The 25,889-nt window shown below is 44.2% G+C and carries 20 protein-coding genes; 10 read left to right on the top strand and 10 right to left on the bottom strand.

Annotated elements, in window-relative coordinates:
- The first annotated feature begins 11 nt into the window (after positions 1-11).
- Positions 12-1,628, top strand: coding sequence for an energy transducer TonB (locus HMPREF1535_RS18905; RefSeq protein WP_046147135.1), 1,617 nt, complete (start codon positions 12-14; stop codon positions 1,626-1,628).
- Between the two features lie 7 nt (positions 1,629-1,635).
- On the opposite strand, the gene HMPREF1535_RS18900 is transcribed toward HMPREF1535_RS18905, so the two are convergent.
- On the bottom strand, positions 1,636-2,919 hold the full coding sequence (locus tag HMPREF1535_RS18900) for a mechanosensitive ion channel family protein (RefSeq protein ID WP_046147134.1): 1,284 nt from the start codon (positions 2,917-2,919) through the stop codon (positions 1,636-1,638).
- Positions 2,920-2,982: 63 nt separating this feature from the next.
- Positions 2,983-4,152: a mechanosensitive ion channel family protein gene (locus HMPREF1535_RS18895; RefSeq protein ID WP_007656908.1), complete on the bottom strand. Its 1,170-nt coding sequence runs from the start codon at positions 4,150-4,152 to the stop codon at positions 2,983-2,985.
- A 158-nt stretch (positions 4,153-4,310) separates the two neighbouring features.
- Here HMPREF1535_RS18895 and HMPREF1535_RS18890 point away from each other — a divergent pair, with 158 nt between their 5' ends.
- The 8 genes from HMPREF1535_RS18890 to HMPREF1535_RS18855 all read left to right on the top strand — a co-directional run bounded on the left by HMPREF1535_RS18890 (position 4,311) and on the right by HMPREF1535_RS18855 (position 15,316).
- Positions 4,311-7,175 carry a M16 family metallopeptidase gene (locus HMPREF1535_RS18890; RefSeq protein ID WP_046147624.1) on the top strand — a complete coding sequence of 955 codons (2,865 nt, stop codon included), beginning with the start codon at positions 4,311-4,313 and terminating at the stop codon, positions 7,173-7,175.
- Complete coding sequence (locus HMPREF1535_RS18885; protein WP_010803061.1) at positions 7,175-7,630, top strand: DUF4268 domain-containing protein; 456 nt, start codon at positions 7,175-7,177, stop codon at positions 7,628-7,630. Before HMPREF1535_RS18890 ends, HMPREF1535_RS18885 begins: the two co-directional genes overlap by 1 nt.
- A gap of 5 nt (positions 7,631-7,635) precedes the next feature.
- On the top strand, positions 7,636-10,191 hold the full coding sequence (locus tag HMPREF1535_RS18880) for a M1 family metallopeptidase (protein WP_046147133.1): 2,556 nt from the start codon (positions 7,636-7,638) through the stop codon (positions 10,189-10,191).
- A gap of 276 nt (positions 10,192-10,467) precedes the next feature.
- Positions 10,468-11,319, top strand: a complete 852-nt coding sequence (gene hisG, locus HMPREF1535_RS18875) for an ATP phosphoribosyltransferase (protein WP_007656904.1) — start codon at positions 10,468-10,470, stop codon at positions 11,317-11,319.
- A gap of 151 nt (positions 11,320-11,470) precedes the next feature.
- A complete protein-coding gene (hisD, locus tag HMPREF1535_RS18870; RefSeq protein ID WP_046147132.1) occupies positions 11,471-12,751 on the top strand; it encodes a histidinol dehydrogenase in 1,281 nt (426 codons plus the stop codon).
- Positions 12,748-13,779, top strand: coding sequence for a histidinol-phosphate transaminase (gene hisC, locus HMPREF1535_RS18865; protein WP_007656902.1), 1,032 nt, complete (start codon positions 12,748-12,750; stop codon positions 13,777-13,779). Before hisD ends, hisC begins: the two co-directional genes overlap by 4 nt.
- Positions 13,780-13,781: 2 nt before the next feature.
- Positions 13,782-14,909: a bifunctional histidinol-phosphatase/imidazoleglycerol-phosphate dehydratase HisB gene (gene hisB, locus HMPREF1535_RS18860; RefSeq protein WP_046147131.1), complete on the top strand. Its 1,128-nt coding sequence runs from the start codon at positions 13,782-13,784 to the stop codon at positions 14,907-14,909.
- Positions 14,906-15,316, top strand: a complete 411-nt coding sequence (locus tag HMPREF1535_RS18855) for a lipocalin-like domain-containing protein (protein WP_224265259.1) — start codon at positions 14,906-14,908, stop codon at positions 15,314-15,316. Before hisB ends, HMPREF1535_RS18855 begins: the two co-directional genes overlap by 4 nt.
- Before the next feature lie 77 nt (positions 15,317-15,393).
- Here the strand turns inward: HMPREF1535_RS18855 and ybaK are convergent, their stop codons facing one another.
- Together ybaK and HMPREF1535_RS18845 are read right to left on the bottom strand one after the other, a co-directional pair.
- The gene (gene ybaK, locus HMPREF1535_RS18850) at positions 15,394-15,882 is read right to left on the bottom strand and encodes a Cys-tRNA(Pro) deacylase (protein ID WP_046147130.1); all 489 of its coding nucleotides are present in this window, start codon (positions 15,880-15,882) and stop codon (positions 15,394-15,396) included.
- Position 15,883: 1 nt separating this feature from the next.
- Positions 15,884-18,010, bottom strand: a complete 2,127-nt coding sequence (locus tag HMPREF1535_RS18845) for a Tex family protein (protein WP_046147129.1) — start codon at positions 18,008-18,010, stop codon at positions 15,884-15,886.
- 147 nt (positions 18,011-18,157) lie between these two features.
- Here HMPREF1535_RS18845 and HMPREF1535_RS18840 point away from each other — a divergent pair, with 147 nt between their 5' ends.
- Positions 18,158-19,666, top strand: coding sequence for a PAS domain-containing sensor histidine kinase (locus tag HMPREF1535_RS18840; protein ID WP_046147128.1), 1,509 nt, complete (start codon positions 18,158-18,160; stop codon positions 19,664-19,666).
- On the opposite strand, the gene HMPREF1535_RS18835 is transcribed toward HMPREF1535_RS18840, so the two are convergent.
- The 6 genes from HMPREF1535_RS18835 to HMPREF1535_RS18815 all read right to left on the bottom strand — a co-directional run bounded on the left by HMPREF1535_RS18835 (position 19,659) and on the right by HMPREF1535_RS18815 (position 25,724).
- On the bottom strand, positions 19,659-21,038 hold the full coding sequence (locus tag HMPREF1535_RS18835; RefSeq protein WP_046147127.1) for an ATP-binding cassette domain-containing protein: 1,380 nt from the start codon (positions 21,036-21,038) through the stop codon (positions 19,659-19,661). The two genes, HMPREF1535_RS18840 and HMPREF1535_RS18835, sit on opposite strands and share 8 nt — an antisense overlap.
- Positions 21,035-21,952 carry a substrate-binding domain-containing protein gene (locus tag HMPREF1535_RS18830; RefSeq protein WP_046147126.1) on the bottom strand — a complete coding sequence of 306 codons (918 nt, stop codon included), beginning with the start codon at positions 21,950-21,952 and terminating at the stop codon, positions 21,035-21,037. The genes HMPREF1535_RS18835 and HMPREF1535_RS18830 overlap by 4 nt, the downstream gene beginning before the upstream one ends.
- 259 nt (positions 21,953-22,211) lie before the next feature.
- Positions 22,212-23,771 carry a sodium:solute symporter family protein gene (locus HMPREF1535_RS18825; RefSeq protein WP_046147125.1) on the bottom strand — a complete coding sequence of 520 codons (1,560 nt, stop codon included), beginning with the start codon at positions 23,769-23,771 and terminating at the stop codon, positions 22,212-22,214.
- Positions 23,768-23,908, bottom strand: a complete 141-nt coding sequence (locus tag HMPREF1535_RS26450; RefSeq protein WP_007656880.1) for a symporter small accessory protein — start codon at positions 23,906-23,908, stop codon at positions 23,768-23,770. The genes HMPREF1535_RS18825 and HMPREF1535_RS26450 overlap by 4 nt, the downstream gene beginning before the upstream one ends.
- 57 nt (positions 23,909-23,965) lie before the next feature.
- Entirely contained in the window at positions 23,966-24,391 is a 426-nt protein-coding gene (locus tag HMPREF1535_RS18820; protein WP_007656879.1) for a hypothetical protein, read from the bottom strand.
- Between the two features lie 31 nt (positions 24,392-24,422).
- Positions 24,423-25,724: a phenylacetate--CoA ligase family protein gene (locus HMPREF1535_RS18815; RefSeq protein WP_007656878.1), complete on the bottom strand. Its 1,302-nt coding sequence runs from the start codon at positions 25,722-25,724 to the stop codon at positions 24,423-24,425.
- Positions 25,725-25,889 lie beyond the last annotated feature (165 nt).

Here is a 25,889-nt window from a genome sequence, read left to right as displayed (position 1 = left end):
ATGTATGTGGTATGAAAGTTAGCCTGTTACAATTTTTACTTTTGTCTGTTTTCCTGCTGGGGAACATGGACGCGAAAGCACAACTGAATAATAATCTGACAGCAGATGAACTGCGTATAAAGCAGGAAGTGAAACCTTTTCTGGATAGCTTGATTATTGAGGAACCGAAGATTACCGATAAAGATATTTCCCTGTTCCGCCTGGAAGCTGTTTTTCCGGCAAAATCATTTACCCGTTTCGGTACGAATGAGGGTGAATTTACAGCCTTTACGCCTGATAATCCCAAAAGCCAGGGACTTGTAAGCGAGCCGATTCCTTTGCTGGGTGGTGCCCGAATCAGCCTTATCTATTCTTTTATAGATGATTACAAGAGCAACGTCCCTATTGCGGGGAAGTATCGTTTCGAGAGTATCAGGGAGAAAGATGCTTTAGGAGAAGAAATGGTTCGCCAGTCTTTGTATCTCCATGTTTTGAACGATTTGCGGTTTTCCAGGATAAAAGTCGGATTGATGGAGGTTGTGATGTTGCCTCCTGATAATGAGGGAAAAAATATCAATAACTTGCCATCGTTTGGATATCGTTCCATGAGTTTCAGCCGGATGGAGGACAATCAGTATATGTTGACGTATTTGTTGCGCAGCAGTGAAGGGGTTTATAGTCCTATCCTTCGTTCTGAAGGTTCTGACCGTACTTTCCCGGAATACACAGGTGGTTCGGCAGCACAGTTCTGGTTTATCCGGCAGAATATGCAATATCCCGAGAAGGCCGCCGAAGAGGAGGTGAGTGGGACGATCCTTGTTTCCTGCACGGTAGAGCCGGATGGCTCGGTTACCGAACCGCATGTCTTTTTAGGTTCGGAGCCGTTGCTGAATGATGAAGCGATTCGCCTGGTTGCCCTGACAAGCGGAAAATGGATACCCGCTACCCGTAACGGAGAGAATATCGCAGATGAAAAGGTAATCCCCATCACATTCAGGCTTGATGACGACATGCTGAAGACAATCCAAGTGGCGAAGAAACCGGGTAAGAAATTGCCGGTTAAGACTTATCTGTTCTTTTTCGCATTGGCAGTCATATTGATTTTCTATTTGCGAAACAAATTCTTTAAAAAAGACAGGCGTCCTGATCCGGCTTTGCGTCCGAATGTTTCCGTCAGTAACGACAAAATGGTGATTGTTGCAGGAGTTGATGAAACACAAATGGCTTTAATGTTGCGTACGTTTACGGAAATATATAATGCCCGCAGTTACGAAGCTATTATCCGGATGCATACGATGAGTACCCAGGTATTTGCCCTCACTTTTCCGTATGACATAAGCTGGGATATTTTCTTGGAATTGCTTGACCATCTGATATATTTTGACGAAAGTGAACATAAAGCACAAACTAGGGCATGGCTGACTTTGCCGGAACAATGCAAACCGGTCGCAGGCGAACATGCTATGTTCTTCACCAAAGAGGATGATAAGGATTTTGACCCTGTCCGGCTCACTACCCAGCATAACCATGGCTGGAAAGTCGATTATGAAACCGAACAGTTAGTAGCAACGGAGGTCCTGGAAGAATATGTTAAACCTCCGTTTGCTTATTATGAGGTGATACAAAAGAATTTTGTCGAATTTGATTGAGTCTGGATCAAATATCTTTTAAATTTGTTGATTCTATCCTCAAATGACGTAAGTCTGAACCTGATACGCCCTGGAACACCTGTAAACCGAATTCCGGAATGACAGCCAGGATATGGTCGAACACATCGGCCTGGATGTCTTCATATGGAATCCAGTCTGTGGTGGATGCGAAGAAGTATAGCTCCATGGGAATACCCTGTTCTGTCGGTTGCAGTTGGCGAACCATGCAGGTCATGTTCTGGCTTACATTGGGATTGCTTTTCAGATAATTCACCAGATAAGCGCGGAAGACACCTATATTTGTCTGGCGTCGTCCGTTTACCCAAATAGAAGCGTCGATGCTGTGTTCTTTATTATAGGCCTCCAACTCTTCCTGCTTCGTATCGATATAATCGGTGAGTAATGATATTTTACGGAATTTAGCCAACATTTCCGGTGTACAGAAATGTACGCTGTTCATGTCGATATTGATGGAACGCTTCACACGGCGCCCTCCCGATTCTTTCATCCCCCGCCAGTTCTGGAAAGAATCGCTGACCAGTGCATAAGGCGGTATGGTGGTAATTGTGTTGTCGAAATTGCGAACTTTAATAGCATTCAGCGTCACTTCAATCACTGTTCCGTCAGCCCCGTATTTTGACATTGTTATCCAGTCGCCCGGACGTAGCATATCATTGGCTGATAGCTGAATACCGGCCACAAAGCCAAGTATCGTATCCTTGAACACCAGCATTAGGATGGCAGCCGAAGCACCCAGTCCGGCAAATAACGTAGCGGGCGATTTACCGATCAGGATACTGATAATGATTATTCCACCGACAAAGAACACAATTACCTGAATGATTTGTACAAACCCTTTCAACGGTTTGTTCTTCATCGATTCTTTCCGGTTGTATATCTCTAATAATAAGTTCAGTGAAGCGTTGATGAATCGTAGTACAACGGCCACAATGTAAACACTGCATACCATCTGAAGGACACCGAGCAAAGTAGGCATTTCCTCTTTGGGTAGTGCCAGCGGAAGCATGATATAAACCAGGATCGCGGGGATCAGGTGCATCAGCTTATTGATGATCTTCCGTTCTACGATCAGGTCGTCCCACTGGTTTTTGGTTTTTTGAGCAAAACGCTTAAATAATTCGAGGAAGATATAGCGGCAAGTGTAATCGATACCGACAGTTATCACTATTAGAAGCAGCAATACGACCAGGTTGTCCCAAATATTTGCAGAGTCGTGTACTAATCCCCATTTAATCAGGTAACTGTTAATCCATTGTTGTAATTCACTCATATATTTGTATTTAAAGTTGTGAACACAAATGTAGGGAAAAAATCATTGCTGCCCAAGTTTACATTAATCAGAGTATTGATACACTTTTAGTTCAAACAGAGGGATCATCGCAAAGAAATGATCGAATATATCCGACTGGATGCGTTCGTATTCTTTCCATACTTTATTGCGGGAAAAGAAATAGATCTGGATAGGCACACCGTATTCTGTCGATTGCAACTGGCTGATGATCAGGTCGAGGTCGGTGTTTACAACCGGCAGACTGGTCAGGTAACGCTCTACATAGACACGAAACATCTGCGAGTTAGTCGGTGTCACACCTTCGTCCGGCTTATAGTCGGCCAGCAGGGGAATCTCTTTCCGCATGTTATCCAGCATTTCAGGTGTACAGAATTTGATTGTGTTCAGGTCGAGAAAGATGGATTTCATGACACGCCGCCCGCCCGATTCAACCATTCCCCGCCAGTTCTGGAAAGAGTTGTTGACCAGTGTATAGGGTGGGATAGTGGAGATTGTATTGTCGAAGTTCTGTATTTTAACGGTGTTCAAAGTGATTTCCTGTACAATCCCGTTTGCGTTGGACCCCGGGACTGTAATCCAGTCGCCCGGGCGTAACATATCATTGGCTGATAACTGTATGCCCGCAACGAATCCGAGTATCGTATCTTTGAATACCAACATCAGGATGGCGGCCGAAGCGCCCAGTCCGGCAAACAATGTGGCTGGTGATTTGTTGACAAGAATGGCAATAATCACAATCCCTCCAATGAAGAAAGCCAGCACCTGAAGTACCTGCACGAATCCTTTTATCGAACGGTTCTTACTGACCTCCCTGTGATTATATATATCCATTGCCACCAGGATAAATCCGTTGATGGCCAGCAACAGAACAAATACAATATAAACGGCGCAAACTTTTTGCGAAATCAACAACAATTCTTTTCCCCGGATAAAAGCCATCGGCAATAAAGTATAGACCAAAATTCCGGGAATGGCATGCACCAGATTATGTATAACTCTCCTCTTAATCAACAAAGTATCCCAGAAATAATGACTTTTCTCCGATAACTTCCGTACACTGCCGACAAAAATGTACTGACATAAGTAATCGACTCCTACAGCTACCGCGATCAGTAGTACGGCAATAATCATTTCATCGAATGTATTTGCGATTTTCGCATCCACGCCCCAGCCGACGAGGATTTTGTTCATCCAGCTACCTAAATTTACCATGTTGTTATCTCTCTTTTATAATGATAACATTTACAACTGCATTTGGTTTAAATAATAAAAAAGTCTAATCAACCCCTGATAACAAAAAGGAATCCGGTATCTTTGTAGACCATAATACAAAGATGTATGGTAATATATCCATGAAAACATTATTAATGATGATGTTATTTGCAAGTTGTTCGAATCTGTTTGCGGCTCAGAATACAAAAGCGCTGGAAGTAAAAGAACATAAACTAAAAAACGGATTGACAGTCTGGCTGAATGAAGACCATAGCCAGCCGAAAGTATTCGGTGCCGTTGTCGTAAAGGCAGGAGCGAAGGATTGTCCGGATACCGGAATTGCCCATTATTTTGAACATATGATGTTCAAAGGAACCGACAAAATCGGAACTGTCGATTACGATGCGGAGAAAACGTTGCTGGATTCTATCGCACTGAAATATGACGAACTGGCGGCTACGGAAGATGAAGCGGCCCGCTCCCAGATACAGAAAGAGATAAACGAATTAAGCATCCGTTCTTCCGACTATGTAATTCCCAATGAGTTCAACCGTTTGATTTCCAAATATGGCGGTTCGGGTTTGAATGCCGCAACGTCTTATGATGCAACTATCTATTTCAATACCTTTTCCCCGCAATATATGTCCCAGTGGGCGGAAATCAACAGCGAACGCCTGCTGAATCCGGTCTTCCGCCTGTTCCAGAGCGAACTGGAAACTGTTTATGAAGAGAAAAACATGTATGGCGATTTCATCGGCGGGCCTGTTATGGACCGGTTGCTTGCCCGTTATTTTGCCCCGCATCCGTATGCTTATCCGATAATCGGCAGTACGAAGAACCTGAAGAACCCACGCCTGACAGAGATGCGGAAGTTCTTTGAAGAATATTATGTGGCCTCCAACATGGGGCTGATATTAAGCGGTGATTTTGATACAGAGGCTGTATTGCCGGTTCTGGAAAAAACTTTTTCCCGTATCCGTCCGGGAGAAGCTCCCAAACACGATATTGTGGCCCTTCCGCCCTTTAAAGGAAAGGAGAAAATGAAAATAAAATTCCCCGTACCTCTAGTGAAAGCGATGGGAATGGGGTTCCGTGGCGTTCCGGCCAATCATGAAGACCAGGTGGCGTTGGCTGTGGCGGTTAATATGCTGAACAATGCGAACGGGACCGGTTTTCTGGATAAACTGATGGTAGACCGGAAGATTATGGCGTCGATGGCTATGAATGAAAGTATGAATGAAGCCGGGATACTGGCCGTTGCCGTTATTCCTAAGCTGATGTTCCAGACTTATGGCGGAGCCGAAAAACTGGTTTGGAAAGAAATCAACCGGGTGAAAGAAGGGGATTTCAGTGACGAGATATTCAATAGCCTGAAGCAGGAGCAACGCCGCCAATATGCCTCAAACCTGGAGAATATAGATTCGCGTGCCCGGATTATGATGTCTTTGTATTCGCAAGGTAAAAGCTGGGAAGATTATTTGCAGGAAGTTTCCGGTATCGATGCTTTGACAAAGGAAGACGTAGTCCGTGTGGCCCGTAAATATTTCAGTGAAAACTATTTATGCGTTACAAAGACGACAGGCAAATATCCGAAGGATAATTTGACGAAACCGGATTTCAGTCCGATTGTACCCAAAAACTCGGAAGCCTCTTCCGAATATGCAAAACAGTTGGAACAACTGCCGGTACAAGAAGTGAAGCCGCGTTTCATTGATTTTCAGAAAGATGTAGAAACGGTGAGTCTGACTCCGTTAGCCACTTTATATGCAACGGCAAATCCTGTTACGGATATATTTACCCTTAACCTGGTTTATCAGGTTGGAACGTTGGAGCAACCCAAACTGATGCATCTGGCTAATTACCTTCAGTTTTTGGGAACGGACTCTCTGTCGTTCCATGAATTCCGTACGCGGTTGCAGGTCCTGGGCAGTACGATTTCTTTCGATGCCACCGACAAGCAGTTTTTCATGCGGATTACCGGCTTCGACAAACATTTTAAGGAAACGGTTCAGCTGGCCGGCGATTTTATCAGGCACGTAAAAGCTGATGATAAACAAATCCGTCAGGTAATAAATGATGCGAAAGTCACCGAGAAGGCTTTCTTCGAATCGAGTGATAACATCGCAAATGCGTTGCTCGAGAAAGTGAAATATGGCGAACAATCTCGGTTTCTTACTAAGTTATCCCTCTCTGAAGTCAAGAAACTGAAGGGGAAGGAACTTTTGGATGCATTTGTCCAGGTCCGTCAGACGGAATGCGATTTGCTTTATTGCGGAACATTGCCCGTCGCCCAGGTCAGGGAAGAGATAGAAGCCTTCCTTCCGTTGAAGGAGATAACCGTAGCGGTTAATGCTCCCTATCATCGGGATGCAAAGAAATATGACAAGCCGACCGTTTACTTTATGGATATGCCGACAGCCTCGCAGAGTATTGTTTACGGCTATGCAAAAGGAGAGGTGACAGACGATGCCTGGTCGCGCCATGCCGCCCGGTTATTCTCCGTTTATTTCGGAGGCGATATGTCGTCGCTGATGTTTCAGGAAATAAGGGAATTCCGTTCGCTGGCTTACCGAGTGAGCGGCCGGTATATATTGCCGCCTCATAAATTGGAAGGAAAGGCCGGTGAGTTTGTCACTATGCTTTCCACACAGAGCGACAAGACGCTGGATGCTTTGGGGATAATGAATTCCCTGATTCACGAAATGCCGGAGAAAGAGGAAAGGATTTCTACCGTAAAGCAATCTATCGTTAACCAGGTCAATAATGATTTTCCTTCCTTCCGGGAAGTGCCGGAAAAGGTTGCCGGTTTTCGAAGGAATGGCTTTGACAACGACCCGAGCGAAGCCTTATTGTCTGGTATCTCGGATATGGATATGAAAGATATTATCCGTTTCTACCGGCATAATGTCCGCTTGAAACCGGTTGTTTATGTCATTGTAGGCAATTCCCGGCGTATCGATATGAAGCAACTGGAAACCTATGGCAATGTGATAAGATTGAGAAAGAAAGATATATATAAATAATGTATAGTAAAGACGAATTAAAGAACCTGAAACTGGAGTTTTGGGAGAGTTTCGCCGCTTATTGTGAAGTGCAGCCTTATTTGCGGGGACGTAAAAAGATATGGACTTTGTATGATACCAAAGTGAAAGGAGTAGAATTGAAGTTCGATATCAGCCGCAACGGTGCTTATGTGATTCTTGAAGTGAATCACCGGAGTGAAGAGCTCCGGCTTGAAATGTACGAACGCCTGACTTGGTATAAGGAAATGCTGGAACAGGACTTTCCCGGAGGTCTGACCTGGGATATTTGTTTTGTAAGGGATACGGGGAAAGAAGTAGCCCGTATTTATACCGCCAGGGAAGGACTAGACTTTCACCGTCGGCAAGATTGGGGAGAGTTCTTTACTTTTATGGCGTCGCAGATGTATCTGTTGGAACGTAATTTTATGTCGATAGCTGAATATTTGAGAGAGTAAAAAAGATGGCACATTTAAATCATATGATTTATCAGGTGGCTGGCATTGCGGCGGTAAGTCTGCTGACAGCCTGTTCGACGCAACAGCAAGATGTTAACTTGCAGGAAGTCGGAGTCAGCCATGAATTGGCCCGTTTCAGAAAAGAGCATTTCGGTCAAGTCAGATATAACCTGTTTTTCTCCATTCCTGAATCCAGGCAGGAGCCGGTCAGGGGCAAGGCTGTCATACAACTGTCGCTGAAAGAAAAACTGCCGCTTATTATTGATTTCAGGGGAAATGCTTCACAGGTCGCTTCTGTCTTGCTGAATGGTGGGGAAGTGCCTTATGAGGTAAAAAATGAACATATCATCATCCTGGCAGAACGGAGCGTCGTCGGAGAGAATAAAGTATCTGTAGAATTTACTCCTGCCGACCAGTCTTTGAACAGGAGGGACGAGTTTCTTTATACTTTGCTGGTTCCTGACCGGGCGCGGACTGCGTTTCCCTGTTTCGACCAGCCGGATATGAAGTCGTTATTTACGCTGACGCTGGAAGTTCCGGAAGCATGGCAAGCCGTTACGAACGGTGCCATAGAGAAAACAGATACCCTTTCCATTCCCGGACGCAAGTTGATTTCATTCAGGGAAACAGAACCGCTGAGTACTTATTTGTTCGCCTTTACTGCCGGAAAATTTATTCGCGAAACATACACCCGGGATGGAAGGGAAATCTCCTTGTACCACAGGGAAACAGACCCGAAGAAAGTCGCCCAATGTCCCGAAATCGCATCGGAAGTCTTTGACGCTTTAACATGGCTGGAAGATTATACCGCCATTCCGTATCCTTTTGCCAAGTATGATTTGATAATCCTTCCCGGTTTCCAGTTCGGGGGAATGGAGCACACCGGGGCAACGTTCTATACCGACCGCCGTATGTTCCTGAATGAGAACCCGACATTGAACGAGCAGTTGAGCCGCAGTGCCCTGATTGCTCACGAAACGGCCCATATGTGGTTTGGCGATTATGTGACCATGCAATGGTTTGACGATGTCTGGACAAAGGAAGTGTTTGCCAATTATTTTGCTTCGCAGATTGTCGAACCGCTATATCCGGGTGTAAACCATGCTTTGAATTTCATGCAGGATTATATTCCTCCCGCTTATGTGGAAGACCGTACTGCCGGAGCAAATCCAATCAAACAGGAATTGGATAATCTTCGTAATGCCGGCCTGGTCTACGGTAACATCATCTATGATAAATCTCCCGTCGTCCTGGAAATGCTGATTAAAAAGATGGGTAAGGAATCTTTCCGGAAAGGCATTCAGGAATATCTGAAAACATATGCCTACGGAAATGCCACCTGGGAGGGCCTGATTGGTATTCTGGATACATATACGGATGACGATTTGTCCGGCTGGAGCCATATTTGGGTAAATGAAAAAGGCATGCCGGAGATTGCCGTTTCCATTGTCGGCGATAGCCTGGTCGTTTCGCAGAAAGACCCTTTTGGTAGGGGATTGAACTGGCCGCAGGACCTCACTTATCTGATTGTTCCCAAAACAGGGGAACCGGAAGAAATTTCAGTTTCTTTCGGGAGAAATTCAAATTCCATCCGGAAGAAATTGAAAACGGTCCCGGAAGAGGGGAGTTTCATTATTCCGAATACGGATGGAAAAGGGTATGGCTTTTTCCGGTTGAACGAAGCGGATGCCAAGGCTTGTGCCGCCTATCTTTCGGTTTGTGAAAATGAATTGCTGAGAGGTTCCCTGTTAATCACATTGTATGAAAATCTGTTGAACCGGACGATTTCGCCCGAATCATATATGGAGGCTATGTTGAATTATCTGCCGAAAGAAGATAATTCGTTGTTATTCTCGGCCGCTTTAGGGTATATCGGTAATTGTCAGCGTTTATTTCCGACGGATGCTGCCCCTCTGGAAAAAACATTAGGACAGATTGTGGCGACCTCTTCCGTTCCTCAACATCGTTTGCAGGCGTTCCGCTCGTATCGTTCCATAGCAGAATCGCCGGAAGCAATCGCCGCATTATATGACTTGTGGAAGAAGCAGCAAGCTCCCGCCGGCTGTTCGTTAAGTGAAAATGATTATATCAGCTTATCTTATACGTTGGCCCTTCATTTGCCGGAGCAGGCGGACGAGATTATAAACAGCCAGCAATCGCGTATAACTAATCCTGACCGGAAACGGGAGTATGCCTTTATTTCTCCTTCCGTCTCACCGCATAAAGAAGTGCGCGACAGTGTTTTTGCCTCTTTGCTGGTAGCTGAAAACCGTCGGGTAGAACCCTGGGCATCTGCTGCTTTGGCGAATCTGAATCATCCGTCACGGCAGAAAGAAGCGGTAGCCTATATCCGTCCGGCACTGGAAGCGATGCAGGAAGTGCAGCGGACAGGAGATATATTTTTCCCGACAGCCTGGGTTCGTGCCTTGCTGTCAGGCCATACGTCGCCGGAGGCAAGGGCAGAGGTTGATGCTTTTTTTGCCTCTCACCTGGATTATCCGCCGATGCTGGCAAACAAAATACGGCAACAGGCGAATCATTTATATATAATTGAACACTAAGCATAAAACAGTCGTGTAGAAAAAAAGTGTGCGTACCTGCTAATCTTTTGATAGTTTTATTTGCATTTTCAATTATTATTGTAACTTTGTGGCATCAATAAAATAACAAATGAGAAGAAAAGTATCACATCACCATCATCATCATTACAACGGGCAGTAGTTCGGTGGGCTGATTGGTGTGCAGATACGCATAATATAATTAGATAAGGCTTGCCGTTATACGGTAAGCCTTATTTTGTTTTCGGAAAGCATATAATTATTAAAACAAAAATAAACATGTTACGAATTGCAGTACAATCAAAAGGTCGTTTATACGATGAAACAATGCTATTATTGGAAGAAGCGGGTATCAAACTGAACAGAGGAAAGCGCATTTTGCTGTTATCGGCAAAAGGGTTTCCGGTAGAAGTTCTGTTCCTGCGTGATGATGATATTCCCCAGTCTGTCGCCAATGGCGTTGCCGATATAGGTATTGTCGGTGAGAATGAATACGTTGAAAAAGGGGGAGAAGCACGTTTGGTTAAACGATTGGGATTCAGTAAATGCCGTTTGTCACTGGCTATTCCTAAAGATGAAGACTACAAGGGAGTAGAATGGTTTGAAGGCAAAACAATCGCTACTTCTTATCCTGGCATCCTGAATACTTATCTGAAAGAAAAAGGTGTAAAAGCCGATATGCATGTCATCAGCGGTTCTGTTGAAATAGCTCCGGGTATTGGTCTGGCAGATGCAATTTTCGATATTGTCAGTTCCGGTAGTACGCTGGTCAGCAACCGCCTGAAAGAGGTGGAAGTGGTTATGCAAAGCGAAGCGCTTCTGATTGCGAACAACAATCTGTCGGAAGAAAAGCTGGCGATACTCGACGAACTGTTATTCCGCTTCGAAGCTATCCAGGTTGCTGAAGGCAAGAAATATGTATTGCTGAACGCACCGAAAGATAAGTTGGATGAAATCATAGAAGTATTACCCGGTATGAAGAGTCCGACGGTGACGCCTTTGGCTAACGGTGATTGGGTATCCGTCCAGTCTGTCATAGCCGAGAAACATTTCTGGGAAATTATAGGTAAACTGAAATCACTCGGGGCCGAAGGTATCCTCGTTATCCCGATTGAGAAAATGATACTTTAATGTCGAGTCAGTTTCCTGAGCACGGAATTACGAGAAAACTGTAATTGACTGACAATTAATGAATAAGGTCTTTTTGTTCGTTCCTGATAATTTGTATCTCACATGGTTATCCATGTCTCATTTCTGACAATAATATAAACAAAACAACAATATGGAAGTAATTAAATATCCCTCAAAAGCAGACTGGCCTTCTTTGGTGAAGCGTCCGGCTTTGGATGTTACTACTTTATTCGATACGGTCCGGACTGTATTGAATGAAGTGCGTAGCGAAGGGGATGCCGCTGTTAAGCGTTACGAAGAGAAGTTTGACAAGGTCACGCTATCCGGTCTTCAGGTGTCGGAAGAAGAAATAAAAGAAGCTCGCGAACTTGTTTCCGAGGATTTAAAACAAGCTATTCGCACAGCAAAGGCAAATATTGAAAAGTTTCATGCCTCCCAGCGTTTTACCGGACAAAAGGTGGAAACGACCTCCGGAGTAACCTGCTGGCAGAAAGCAGTTGCCATAGAAAAGGTCGGCCTGTATATTCCGGGAGGAACGGCCCCTTTGTTCTCAACCGTATTAATGTTGGCGGTTCCTGCACATATCGCCGGATGTAAGGAGATTGTATTATGTACTCCTCCGAACCGGGAAGGAAAAGTGCATCCGGCCATCCTGTTTGCCGCAGAAACGGCAGGTGTCAGCAAGATATTCAAAGCCGGAGGAATACAGGCTATTGCGGCCATGGCATACGGCACGGAATCTGTCCCCAAAGTCTATAAGATATTCGGCCCCGGAAATCAGTACGTGACAGCAGCCAAACAGCTTGTCAGCTTGAAAGACGTTGCCATCGACATGCCCGCAGGCCCTTCCGAAGTGGAAGTCATTGCCGACGGAACAGCAAATCCGGACTTTATTGCCGCCGATTTCCTTTCACAGGCAGAGCATGGAGCAGATAGCCAGGCTATGCTGGTTACATCGGCAGAAAGTATCGTATCTCCTGTAGTCGATGCCATCCAACAGCAATTATCTGAACTGTCCCGTAAGGATATTACTGCAAAAGCATTGGAACATAGCCGTATAATCGTCCTGAAAGACGAACAGGAAGTAATCGCTTTCACGAATATGTATGCCCCGGAACATCTGATTATACAAACGGAGAACTACGCTCATATCGCTGAACAGATAGAGAATGCGGGAAGTGTCTTTATGGGACCCTACACTCCTGAAAGTGCCGGTGATTATGCTTCGGGCACGAATCATACGCTTCCGACCAATGGCTATGCCAAGGCTTACAGCGGTGTAAACCTGGACAGCTTTATCAAAAAGATAACCTTCCAGGAAATCACTGCCGAAGGTATTAAGAATTTAGGCGGTACAATCCAGACGATGGCCGGTAACGAGCAACTGGATGCACACCGCAATGCAGTAACAATAAGATTGAAAACAATATGATGGATTTAAAAGACCTGGTAAGACCTAATATTTGGGCGTTGAAACCCTATTCCTCTGCAAGAGACGAGTTTCACGGAAGTGCATCTGTTTTCCTGGATGCAAATGAGAATCCTTATAACGAGCCTTATAACCGTTATCCCGACCCCTTACAGTGGGAGTTGAAAGAACGGATTGCCGAACTGAAAGATGTTGACCGTAATTCCATCTTTCTGGGTAATGGCAGCGATGAGCCGATAGACCTTGTTATCCGTGCATTCTGTGACCCGGGAATCGATACGATTGTCAGTATCGCCCCTTCTTACGGTATGTATGAAGTAGCTTCCAACGTTAACAACGTGGAGTTCAGGAAAGTGACTTTAACTCCTGATTTCGAACTGGATGCAGAAGCATTACTGGAGGAAGTGGACGAATGGGTGAAAGTAATCTTTCTTTGCTCGCCGAACAACCCGACGGGAAACAGCCTGAACCGGGATGAAATATATAAGATACTGAATAACTTTGAAGGAATAGTCGTACTGGACGAAGCCTATATCGACTTTTCGGCAGAACCTTCTTTCCTTCCCGAACTGAAGAAATTCCCGAATCTGATAATTTTGCAAACATTATCCAAAGCATGGGGAGCCGCAGGCCTCCGGTTGGGCATGGCTTTTGCTTCTCCGGAAATTATTGCAATATTGAACAAGATTAAATATCCTTACAACGTCAATGTGCTGACACAGAAACAGGCGTTGGACTTGTTGAATAATGAAGGCCAGATGTTGGAACAGTTGCGCCGTATCATGTCCGAACGTATCCGGTTGCAGGCAGCTTTGCCGGAACTGCCGATTGTCCATAAAATGTATCCGACCGATGCAAACTTTATCCTGGTAAATGTAGGCAAAGCTGACTCCGTATATAATAAACTGGTGAAGAAAGGCGTTATTGTACGTAACCGGAATAATGTGACATTGTGTAACGGCTGTTTGCGTATCACTGTCGGCACACCGGAAGAAAACGATGCCTTATTGAAGGCTTTAAAAAGTTTGTAAGCATGAAAAGAGCTCTCTTTATCGATAGAGACGGAACATTGGTGATAGAACCTCCTGTTGATTACCAGCTGGATAGCCTGGAGAAACTGGAGTTCTATCCGAAGGTATTCCGCAATTTATACTTCATACGTAAACAGCTTGATTTTGAGTTTGTCATGGTGACAAACCAGGACGGATTGGGTACCTCTTCTTTTCCGGAAAATACATTCTGGCCGGCCCACAACAAGATGCTGAAGACATTGGAAGGTGAGGGGATTGTCTTTGATGACATGCTGATCGACCGCTCTTTCCCGGAGGATAATTCTCCCAACCGCAAACCGCGTACCGGAATGCTGGGTAAATATCTGGCCGGTGAGTACGATTTGGCAAACAGTTACGTGATAGGAGACCGCCTGACGGATATGGAACTGGCTGCAAATCTGGGTGCAAAAGGCATATGGCTGCGTCCTTCGGATGAAGAGGCGGACAGGTTGCTGGCCGGGAATCCTTCTCTTTCCCCTGTACTTATTACGGATGATTGGGATAAAATTACCGAATATCTTTTTGCCGGCGAACGCCGTGCCGTTGTGCAGCGCACCACCAAGGAGACGGATATTTACGTAGAAGTAAATCTGGATGGAAACGGAAAGACAGCGGTTTCGACCGGATTAGGCTTTTTTGACCATATGCTGGACCAGATAGGAAAACATTCCGGTATGGATTTGGTTATACGTGTAAAGGGTGACCTCGACGTTGATGAGCATCATACGATTGAAGATACGGCGATTGCCCTGGGTGAAGCCTTGCTGAAAGCCTTAGGCGACAAGCGCGGCATCGAACGGTATGGCTATTCTTTGCCGATGGACGATTGCCTGTGCAGTGTGGCTCTCGACTTCGGCGGACGTCCCTGGCTGGTCTGGGATGCCGAGTTCCGTCGTGAAATGGTTGGAGACATGCCGACGGAGATGTTCCTTCATTTCTTTAAAAGCCTGAGTGATGCCGCCCGCATGAATCTGAATATTAAGGCAGAAGGGACGAATGAGCATCATAAGATAGAAGGTATTTTCAAGGCTTTGGCACGTTCTGTAAAAATGGCTATACGCCGTGATATTTATAAATATGAATTACCGAGTACAAAAGGTTTGTTATGATGAATAAAATGAAATACTGGATGATAGCCGCTGTCACAATTTTGATGGCTGCATGTAGTAATGATACGGAGCATAAGTTGGAAGGCAAATGGCAATTACAGCAAGTGGAAGCTAATGGCGATGTGATACAGGCTGATACGGTATTTTATAATTTCCAGAATATTTTATTTATGTATCAGGTGTACATCCCGGCTGAAGACAAATATGTTTTGCAATATGGTTTCAATACGATAAAGGATGAAGACCAGTTGGAATTGGAATTGGCAGACGACCCAGGTCCTGCGGCAAACTATTTGCACTACACCGACTGGAAGTCTAAAACACGTACATTCTCCATAGAGAAACTGAGCGGAAAGCAACTGATTTTAAACAGTGAAGGGAAAAGGTATATATTCCGGAAATTCTAAATTATAGAAATACGGTTTACCTAAATAAAAAGAGAATGCAGGAAAAGCCAGCATTCTCTTTTTATTTAGGTTTATTATCATCGTTCTTTCTCTGCAATCAAATCTGCAACTTCGGCCCTCACTTCACGAATTAAATCATCCGGAGCTATCTGAACCTGCAATCCTCGTTGTCCGGCACTGATATATATAGTATCATATTGCCCGGTAGACTGATGGATATAGGTCGGGAAATGTTTCTTCATTCCGATAGGGGAACATCCTCCCCGGATATACCCGGTTAAAGGCAATAATTCTTTCACCGGGATCATCTCACATTTTTTGTTGCCCGATACTTTGGCTGCCTTTTTCAAATCCACTTCATCTGCTCCGGGGATAACACAGACAAAATATCCGCTTTTATCTCCGTGAAGGATTAACGTTTTGAATACCTGTTCTACGTTTTCTCCCAATTGCTCTGCCACATGGGTGGCGCTTAAATCATTTTCATCGACTTCATAGGGAACCAGCTGATAGGCTATTTTAGCTTTATCCAACAGCCTAGCCACATTCGTTTTGTTTATTTTCATACTACAATCCTTTCATAGATAACTGAACCCGTTTACGGACCAGGTCTACACTCAAAACTTTCACTTTAACATGCTGATGGATAGAAACCACCTGTGTCGGGTCGCTGATAAAACGATCGGCAAGTTCCGAGATGTGAACCAATCCGTTTTCTTTTATACCAACATCTACAAAGCAACCGAAGTTCGTAATATTGGTCACAATTCCCGGTAGGACCAGCCCTTCTTTCAGGTCTTCTATCGTTTTAACGGTAGGGTCGAAAGAAAAGACCTGGATAGCCTGGCGCGGGTCACGACCGGGTTTATCCAACTCTTCCATGATATCAAGCAGAGTCGGCATACCGACTTTCTCTGTAATATATTTCTTAAGGTCGAGCTTCTTCTTTAATTCTTTATTGGTAATCAACTCTTCCACGGTACATTTTAAGTCCTTGGCCATTTGTTCCACAATCGGATAACTTTCCGGGTGAACGGCGGAATTGTCCAAAGGTGTTTTGCCACCTTGTATGCGAAGGAATCCGGCACTTTGTTCGAACGCTTTTTCACCCATACGCGGCACCTTTAACAATTCACGTCTGGATTGGAAAGGACCATGTTCGGCCCGGTAGTCGACAATATTCTGTGCCAGTGTCGGTCCTAAACCGGAGATATAAGTCAGCAGGTGCTTACTGGCCGTATTCACATTGACTCCCACCATATTTACGCAACTTTCCACAGTCTGGTCCAGGCTTTTCTTTAAAGCACTCTGGTCGACATCATGTTGATACTGGCCGACTCCGATACTTTTGGGATCGATTTTTACCAGTTCTGCCAGTGGGTCCATCAACCGGCGTCCGATACTGACGGCTCCCCGTACGGTTACATCATATTCAGGAAACTCATCCCGGGCAATCTTTGAGGCAGAATAGATGGAAGCTCCGTTCTCACTGACAACAAACACCTGTACTTTCCGGTCATAACGGAGATTAGTAATGAACTGTTCCGTTTCGCGGCTTGCAGTTCCGTTGCCGATAGCGATAGCATCGATGGCATAAGTCGATACCAATTGAGAGACTTTAGCTGCGGCTTTGCTCTTTTCATTCTGCGGCGGATGCGGATAGACGGCTTCGTTATGAAGCAGGTTACCCTGGGCATCCAGGCAAACTAATTTGCATCCGGTACGATATCCGGGGTCGACACCTAACACTCGCTTTTGTCCTAACGGCGGTGCCAGTAAAAGCTGCCGCAAGTTCTCTGCAAAAACACGGATGGCCTCTTCGTCGGCTTTCGTTTTGCTCAGATTGGCATATTCCGTTTCTATGGAAGGCTTTAGCAGACGTTTGAAAGAGTCGTCTACCGCATTGGCTACCTGGTCGGAAAGTTCGCTGTTCCCTTTCACGAACCGTCTTTTCAAACGGTCGAGTGTAGTATCGACATCGGGTGATATGCTGACTCTGAGGATACCTTCCGCTTCTCCGCGGCGGAGGGCCAGCAAGCGATGGGAACTGCATCGGTTCAGCGGTTCACTGAAATCGAAATAGTCCCGGTATTTGGCTCCTTCTTCCTCTTTTCCTTTAATAACTTTAGAAGAAATAATCCCTGTATGGGCAAAAGAATTACGCACGGCGTTACGTGCCCCTTCATTTTCGTTTACCCATTCAGCGATAATATCTCGTGCTCCTTGCAAGGCTTCTGCTGCATTCTTTACTTCTCCTTTGATAAAACTCTTCACCCGGGCCAGCAAATCCGGTTCGTTTTGTATCATGATAATTTTGGCAAGCGGTTCCAGCCCTTTTTTACGTGCAATCTCAGCCTTAGTCACCCGTTTGGGTTTGTAGGGCAGATAAAGGTCTTCTATCTCGGTGCTATCCCAGGAATCTTCGATTCGTTTCTTGAGTTCAGGAGTTAACTTCCCTTGTTCTTCGATAGAACTTAATATGGTATCTTTCCGTTTTTTGAGTTCAGTCAGCTTATCCAGTTGGTCTTTGATATTCCCGATCTGGACTTCATCCAGTCCTCCGGTAACTTCTTTCCGGTAACGGCTGATAAAAGGAATGGTCGCCCCTTCATTAAGCAACCCGATCGTTCTTTCGACCTGTCCAGCCGGAATGTTTAAAGAGTGGGAGATAAGTGAATGGAATAATGTTGTCATAATTGTTTCATTTCTATTTATAGCCTACAAAGATAATCTTTTGCCGTTTATTTTACTTTTGTGGGAAGTTCTTTCTTTTAATATTTGTTACTCTCGTTTATTTTCAAGACTTTTGTGAGAATATAAACATTAAGTCCTCAAAGCTGTATGATACCAGTAGATTCAAATGCTGATGCATTGGAGCAAAAATATAAAGATTTATCCGGGTTACTTTCGAACATAGTAGACTCAGTACCAATGTACTTCTTTGTTAAGGATACTGGAGATGACTTCCGTTATGTTTATTCCAGTCCGATGATGAATCAGATATATGGTCGTTTTCACAATGATGTTGTTGGGAAAACGGACTTTGATTTGTTTGTTGACCCTGTTGCAGCGCAGTCTTTCAGGGATATGGATGAGAAGGTACTTCAAACGGGAGAGATGCAACGCTTTGTTGAACAGATGCTCGACCCCAAAGGTGTAGTGCGTTCTATGGATACCATGAAATTGCTGGTACCCCGCGAAGGAAAAGCGCCTTTTCTATTGGGTATGTCCTGGGACATCACCAAACAACGGCAGATAGAAGAAGAACTGCATGAAAATAATAAAAGACTGGCCTTATCCTGTATGGCAGGCCTTATCTATCCGTGGATATGGGATGTCGTGAATGAAACGGCGGAGCTTTCTCATGTAGAGAACGGTGAAATGATTCATGCTTATATTTCCCACGAAAGTTTTACTGAAAAAATCCATCCGGACGACCAGCAAATGTACCGGGATGTTGTGACGGCCTTTGCCCAGGGTGAGATAGAATCATTACGCCTGAGTTTCCGTTGCCGTTATTTCTCGGAAGAATATGTCTGGCTGGAGAAAATCGGTGAAGTATATGAATATGGTAAAGACGGTAAACCCCTGAAAGCTATTGGTATCTTGCGGGATATCACGGTGGATAAACGCCACGAAGCAGATGTACAGGCGAAGCGTCTTGCAGAGGAGAGTAACCGGATGAAATCAGCCTTTATCGCCAATATGAGCCATGAAATACGTACGCCTTTAAATGCGATTGTCGGTTTCTCTACTTTGATGGCCCAGGCGGGAACGGATGAAGAAAAACAGGAATATCTGAAGATTATTGAATCGAGCAATGAATTTCTGTTGCAATTGATTGATGATATTCTCGATATTTCAAAGATAGAATCGGGTAAGCTGGAGTTCATTTATTCAGACTTCAGTTTAAATAGTATCTTCAAACCGCAGGAGCCGGCTTTCTTACGGCGGGTAAATGCTGGGGTAAAGGTTGTTTTTGAAAATGACGGAAGCGACTACAGTATCATTTCTGAAAAGACAAGACTTACACAGGTGTTGACTAACTTTTTATCTAATGCGGTCAAATTTACATCGACAGGAACGATACGGTATGGTTATTGTTTGACTGATAATGGCATTTATGCTTATGTCAGCGATACCGGTACCGGCATAAAGAAAGAGGACCAGGTTACCATTTTTGACCGATTTGTCAAACTGGATAGGTTTAAACAAGGGACAGGACTTGGATTGTCTATCTGTAAGACAATTATAACGATGTTGAACGGAGAGATAGGTGTCGATTCAGAGGAAGGCGTAGGTTCTACATTCTGGTTCTCAATCCCCTGTAATCCCGTAAAAGTTAATTGATTATCGGTAGCCGGATAATAACGGAAGCAAAGCGCTCTATCTCTTCCTGATTGTGTGATGTGAAGATGACAGTGCGTTTATATTCTGTTTGTCGTTCAATTATGCGGTCGATGATGCGGATTGCGAGTGGCTTGTCCAATCCTTTGAAAGGCTCGTCAAGAAGCATAACAGTAGATGGATATGCCAATGCCCGGGCAAGGGCTACGCGCTGTTGCTGGCCGTAACTCAGTTCGTTAGGATAACGTTCCGTGAAAGTTTCCATCTCGACTATTCTCAATGCTGTTAATGCTTCCTGTTCCGCATAAGTTTGTTTATAGAGCGATGCTAACGGTAGGCAAATGTTTTGCAGGACAGTTAAATGGGACAGTAGTTCCGGCTCCTGGAATACAACAGCAAACTTTTCTTCCCGATGAGATATAATCTTTCCCTCGATTGGTTTCAATGTTCCGTCCAGCAGATTCAGTAAAGTTGTTTTTCCGCTTCCTGACGGAGCCTTTATACCATAAATGATGCCGGGTTCAAAAGTATATGAGAAATTCGATAGTACTTTGGTATCATCATATTGAAATGTAACGTCTGCTGCTTCTATGGGACAAGGGTGGGGAAGTTCTTCCTTTTCCGGTTTTCCATTGCTATACTGTATGTTCCATGTAACCAGTGTCAACCGGCTGATTCCTTTGTCAAACAGGAAACTAATCAAGACGGCAATAACAGTCCATGCAATCAATTCGGGAACCGATATGAACAACTGTGCACGTTTCATTTCCCCGCCGATACCGAAGGCGCATTGTGAAAGTACCTCGCCCATAATAATAGCACGCCAGCCGAATCCGGTAGCAGACGCCAGCCCACTGAATAAAAAAGGTTTCAGTTGGGGATAATATATATGTATCAGTTTATTCTTGCGATTGATTTTGAACTGAGCCGCCATTAGGAAAAGTCCGGGCCGCAGACTGATGATTCCTTTCGTCAGGTTTTCCGTTAATAAAGGAAACATGGTCAGAAAAGCAATTATTAACGGTATTCCTTCCGGGTCAAGAAAGATTAAAGCCAATAAGATAAAAGAGATGACCGGAACGGAACGCATGATTGTCAGCAGGGGACGGAATAACTCATAAAGCAATTCGTAACGGGCAAATAAGAAAGCTGTCATCACCGCGGCTCCCAATGATAGAATGATACCGGAAATACCGCGCAGGATGGTAGCCGATATGCTTTTATAAAAAGTATCGGTACCGAATAGCTGAAATAAGGCTTTTATCAGTTCAGGAACGGACGGAATCAATTCCGGCTGGTCCATTGAAGAGGCTATTAACTGCCAGATAAGCAGCAGCAAGCAGACTGATACACATGAAATTAATCCTTTTTTCATTGTTCTCCTGAAATAAAGCCATTGTCCGGAAGTTTTCCTCCTATGGCTTTCGGTTCATATTGTTCTATCAGACGAAGGAAATCGAGAATGCTTTCTTTGGCTTCTCCGGTTGATAAATAGTTAATACGGCATCTCTCTATGCTTTCCGGAGTGAGTGTTCCCGGGGCAAATATATTGCGGCTCTCCAGAATATCTATTGCTTTTTGAGGTTGACTGACGGCAAACTGGCAGGACTCGTTCAACAAGCTATCCAGCAATGTTCTTTTATCGTTTAACGAAGGTGCATAGACAATCGCAGTCTGGGCAAATCCCGGAGAGGTACTGTTCGGATTGTTAAGACTCGTTTTTATCGATAAAGTACTGTCTTTCCGAAGTATCACGCTTAGAAACGGTTCTGCCAGGACAGCTGTCTGGATCTGTCCGGCTAGCAATCCCTGGCTTATTTCACCGGGAGTAGTAAGCGAATAATTCAATGAATAAGACAATCCTTTTTGATGTAAATAGTAGCGGGTCAGGATATCGGGAGTTGTGCCTGCACCGAAGACATATAAAGTCTCCGTTTCCGGTGATTGATTCCGCATCCCTTGCTTTTCGACAAGATACAGATTTCCCCAGACAGGGCATCCGAGTAAGGAATATTTCAATCCTTTATTATAAAGATTGGCTGCATTAATCATAGGAAGGGCAGCCAGGTCCGCTTTTCCTTTTATTAATAATGCCTGCATCAGTTCCGGAGAATCGACTATATCTACAGACAACCGTTTTCCTTCTATCTCCGGCGAATCCTCCATCATCTTTGCAAAAGCAATAACGGAAGGTCCGCGAAGAACAGCCACATGAAGCACATCATTCTCCTTTTTCCCATTATTGCAGCTGCATAGAATCAGCAGAAGTAAACAAAAGTATTTGATCATCTTTTTTGTTGCAAAGGTAGGAAATTAGGATTAATAGTCATGTAAAATAAGAGGTCGATTAAAAAAAGTATGGAATAGGAGAGGTCTATAAAAAATTAAAGCCTGTCTCACGACAAGCCCTAACCAACTTTGTTAACCTTAAATCTAATACTATTATGAAAAAACCACAGTACAAAAGTACGGATCTTTTCATAAGTAGCAATAGTTAAAATGCTAATATATGTTTTCTAACATGCAATAAATACTAATGTATTCCATATTATATCTTATTAGTCTTTTCCTGCGTCATCAGGCTGACAACGACGATAGCAATAACAGACAACGGGAGAGCAAATAGAATAGGATCTATCGCAAACCAGGGATATACATCGATCAGCACATCTTTTCCTGTCATTGTTTTGCACAGACCAACCGCGCTGGCTTCTGCCTTATGGAGAAACAACATGGCAAACATACTTGCCAATGCTCCCGTCCAGAGACTGGCTAAAGCACCTTGTTTTGTCGCCTTTTTCCAATACAATGAACAGAAATAGGCGGGGAGGAATGTCACTGCACAAACACCCATAAATAAGGCTGTCCCTCTGGCTATAATACCGGCACTCAACGTATAGCAGATAATATAACTCAACAGGATAGAACATAAAACTCCGATACGGACTCCCATCGTTGAGTTTGTATTTTTACGGCGTCCCAGGTTCGGAAATGCATCCGCCCCGAATGCAGCTCCCATCGTATGGAACTGTGCACTCAATGTGGACATACTGGCCGACAGGATACACAGCATAAATACGGCACTAAACCATTCCGGCATAGCACGGTCAATAAACAACGGGATAATTTTATCCATATCTTTGATGGCTTCCGAAGCGACAACTCCTTCTGTCTTCATAAAAAACAGATTCGACAATGCTCCTACATGGTAAATAGCTCCTACAGTTACAATCAGGAACACGCAACCGATAAGTACTCCGCGATTCAGCTGTTTGGTACTTTCCACCATCATGAAGCGTACAACTAACTGAGGCTGTGCCAGACAACCTATCCCGACACCTAAGATAAGCGATGTGACCAAGGTATACCATTGGGGAGAACCGGTGACCGGCATCGCCGTCCATCCCTGGTGTCCCAACTCTTTGAAACGGTCGGGGACAAGCGGTGCAATCTCCGTCAGTTTCTGGTTCGCTTCAATGAAGCCCATGTCCATGACTTTGTAAAACCAGAATAAAAGGAATAACATACAGCCGAACATAATCACAGCCTGTAAGGCATCTGTATATAAAACTCCTTTTATACCACCGGTAATTACATAAGCAGCCACAATCAAAGTAAATATCAATAAAGCCAGATGCAGGTCGATATGGAACATCTGTTCGATGAAAACAGCGCCTCCTTTCATGACAACGGCCGCATACAATGGCATTCCTATAAAAATGATAGTAGCTATAAATATCTGTATACTACGCGATTTATAGTGCATCCCCAATAATTGTGGAAATGTACGCGCATTATGCTGTTCTCCTAATTTACGGGTTCTTCTACCGAAGAAGATAAAGGCTACAACCACTCCCATAAACATATTCAGCAGACATAGCCACTGGATACCCATACCGAAAGTAGCTGCGACACCACCAAAACCTACGATAGCCGATGCAGAAATAAATGTAGCTCCATAGGAGAGGGCCATGATAATAGGATTGACCTTTCTTCCTCCTAGCAGATAATCACTGGCATTTTTAGTCTGTTTATATCCGATATAACCTAACCAGGCAATGACAAACATGTAAAGGATAACAACAATTCCAAGGGTAAGGGTACTCATTTATCAGGTTGTTTAGGGTTATCACTCTCTTTATCTCCTTTATTCCAATTGGTAATTCCGAACCATAAAGAAAAAATTAAACACGCGAAGGCTAACAGGTAGGCTAACCAGATACCGGGATCTTCTATTCCGAACATTTGTTATTTGTTTTTAGGGTGGAGAGGCTGTTGTAAACCTCCCCACGATAAATAATATTATAATTTCATCAAGTCGCTTTCGCAAATGCATTCCAGATTCTGACGACGGATTACTTCACGGGCTGCTTCCCGGTTATTGGTACGAAGAATAAGGATCGATTTGTCATTCAGTGAAAAACAATACATATATTCTATGCTCAGACCGGCTTTTGTAAAATGTGTCAATGCCTGTGCAAAACTTCCGGCACAAGAGTTGGTCACGATAGCCAGTACGTCCGTCAGATTCGCACTTACATTGTTGCTTTTCAATATCTTGTATGCTTTCTGCGGATCGCTTACAATAATACGCAGAATACCATATTCAGACGTATCCGCAACAGTAGCAGCAATGATCCGTATATTTTCTTCAGCAAGCAGAGCCAGGATTTCACTTAGCTTTCCATATTTATTCTCCAGGAAAATAGAAATTTGATTTACTGTCATAGCTGTATCTTTTATTTGTTGAACAATTGTTTTAACAGAACTTACGCAAGTCTTTTACCCTTACGGCTTTACCTTCCTGAACGGGCAATGAGCCTTTGGCTACCAGTTTCAGGCGCGGAGTCAGCAGCAACTCATCTTTCAGCTGTCGGGTAATGTCTTTTGCAAGACGTTGCAAGACGCTGTAATCGTCGGTAAACAGGTCGCTCAGTTCTACTTCGATCAACATTTCGTCACTGTTGTTCACCGTTTCGAGTGTGATCAGATAGTTGCTTCCCAGTTCTTTGAACTGCATCAGAATCTTTTCGATCTGGATCGGGAAGAGATTCACACCTTTCAGGATGATCATATCGTCGCTACGTCCTTTGAAGCGGGCCAGACGTTTATGCGTTCTTCCGCAAGGACATTCGCCCGGGATAATGCAGGTCAGGTCACGGGTACGGTAACGTAACAGCGGCATGGCTTCACGATTGATTGTCGTTAATACCAGTTCGCCTACTTCCCCTTCCGGAACAGGCTGTAATGTCTGGGGATCTACAATCTCCACAATCGTATAGTCTTCCCAGATATGCAATCCGTTTTGCTCCGTACATTCGAAAGCAACACCGGGGCCATTCATTTCAGACATACCGAAACAGTTATATGCTTTTACACCTAATAGTTGTTCGATGCGTTTGCGTTGTTCTTCCGAATGAGGCTCGGCACCGATACAAACCGTGTGCAGTTTGGTGTCTTTGCGCGGATCCAGTCCCATTTCATACATTACTTCAGCCAGGCGGGTGGCGTAGCTGGGAATGATATGCAGGCAAGTCGTTCCAAAATCGGTAATAAATTTGATCTGACGTTTGGAATTACCGGCGGCGGCAGGAACGGTTAATGCTCCGAGTTTTTCTGCGCCATATTGAAATCCCAAACCACCGGTGAACATACCATATCCGGAGGTATTCTGGAAAACATCTGTATCACGTAAACCGACCATATACATGCAGCGTGCCACCTGATTGGCCCATTGGTCCAGGTCCTTTGCCGAATGTAATACGACGGTAGGATTTCCGGTTGTACCGCTGGAAGAGTGTACTCTTACGCAATCCTTGATAGGAATAGCTGCCATTCCGAACGGATAATTATTACGCAGGTCGTCTTTCGTTGTGAAAGGGATTTTTTGCAGATCATCCAATGACTGGATGCTGTCTGCCGTTATACCGTTGTCTTTAAGAACTTTGCTGTAGAAAGGGGAGTGTCCGGCTAATTCTATTGTTTGTTTCAGTCGTTCCAACTGTAGTTTATTCAGTTCTTCACGACTCATCGTCTCAATATCTTTCTGCCAATACATCATAGCTTTTTCGTATTATATTGTGTTTAATTCATGAAATTAGACTGCAAATGTATCTTTTATTTTGATTAGATGCAGCATTTTTGCTCAAAATTATAAAAACAGGTAAATTAAATGTTGATTTTCTAAGGTTCCTGAAAAAATATCTTTACATTTGCCTTCAGCAGT

This window comes from Parabacteroides goldsteinii DSM 19448 = WAL 12034, from assembly GCF_000969835.1.
GTDB lineage: Bacteria > Bacteroidota > Bacteroidia > Bacteroidales > Tannerellaceae > Parabacteroides > Parabacteroides goldsteinii.
Note: the sequence above shows the minus strand (reverse complement) of the source record. Positions and strands in the feature narration are given on the sequence as shown.

Coding starts and splice junctions, on each gene's coding strand:
- HMPREF1535_RS18905 (WP_046147135.1), top strand. CDS start 12: ATGAAAGTTAGCCTGTTACAATTTTTACTTTTGTCTGTTTTCCTGCTG.
- HMPREF1535_RS18900 (WP_046147134.1), bottom strand. CDS start 2,919: ATGAGTGAATTACAACAATGGATTAACAGTTACCTGATTAAATGGGGA.
- HMPREF1535_RS18895 (WP_007656908.1), bottom strand. CDS start 4,152: ATGGTAAATTTAGGTAGCTGGATGAACAAAATCCTCGTCGGCTGGGGC.
- HMPREF1535_RS18890 (WP_046147624.1), top strand. CDS start 4,311: ATGATGTTATTTGCAAGTTGTTCGAATCTGTTTGCGGCTCAGAATACA.
- HMPREF1535_RS18885 (WP_010803061.1), top strand. CDS start 7,175: ATGTATAGTAAAGACGAATTAAAGAACCTGAAACTGGAGTTTTGGGAG.
- HMPREF1535_RS18880 (WP_046147133.1), top strand. CDS start 7,636: ATGGCACATTTAAATCATATGATTTATCAGGTGGCTGGCATTGCGGCG.
- hisG (WP_007656904.1), top strand. CDS start 10,468: ATGTTACGAATTGCAGTACAATCAAAAGGTCGTTTATACGATGAAACA.
- hisD (WP_046147132.1), top strand. CDS start 11,471: ATGGAAGTAATTAAATATCCCTCAAAAGCAGACTGGCCTTCTTTGGTG.
- hisC (WP_007656902.1), top strand. CDS start 12,748: ATGATGGATTTAAAAGACCTGGTAAGACCTAATATTTGGGCGTTGAAA.
- hisB (WP_046147131.1), top strand. CDS start 13,782: ATGAAAAGAGCTCTCTTTATCGATAGAGACGGAACATTGGTGATAGAA.
- HMPREF1535_RS18855 (WP_224265259.1), top strand. CDS start 14,906: ATGATGAATAAAATGAAATACTGGATGATAGCCGCTGTCACAATTTTG.
- ybaK (WP_046147130.1), bottom strand. CDS start 15,882: ATGAAAATAAACAAAACGAATGTGGCTAGGCTGTTGGATAAAGCTAAA.
- HMPREF1535_RS18845 (WP_046147129.1), bottom strand. CDS start 18,010: ATGACAACATTATTCCATTCACTTATCTCCCACTCTTTAAACATTCCG.
- HMPREF1535_RS18840 (WP_046147128.1), top strand. CDS start 18,158: ATGATACCAGTAGATTCAAATGCTGATGCATTGGAGCAAAAATATAAA.
- HMPREF1535_RS18835 (WP_046147127.1), bottom strand. CDS start 21,038: ATGAAAAAAGGATTAATTTCATGTGTATCAGTCTGCTTGCTGCTGCTT.
- HMPREF1535_RS18830 (WP_046147126.1), bottom strand. CDS start 21,952: ATGATCAAATACTTTTGTTTACTTCTGCTGATTCTATGCAGCTGCAAT.
- HMPREF1535_RS18825 (WP_046147125.1), bottom strand. CDS start 23,771: ATGAGTACCCTTACCCTTGGAATTGTTGTTATCCTTTACATGTTTGTC.
- HMPREF1535_RS26450 (WP_007656880.1), bottom strand. CDS start 23,908: ATGTTCGGAATAGAAGATCCCGGTATCTGGTTAGCCTACCTGTTAGCC.
- HMPREF1535_RS18820 (WP_007656879.1), bottom strand. CDS start 24,391: ATGACAGTAAATCAAATTTCTATTTTCCTGGAGAATAAATATGGAAAG.
- HMPREF1535_RS18815 (WP_007656878.1), bottom strand. CDS start 25,724: ATGATGTATTGGCAGAAAGATATTGAGACGATGAGTCGTGAAGAACTG.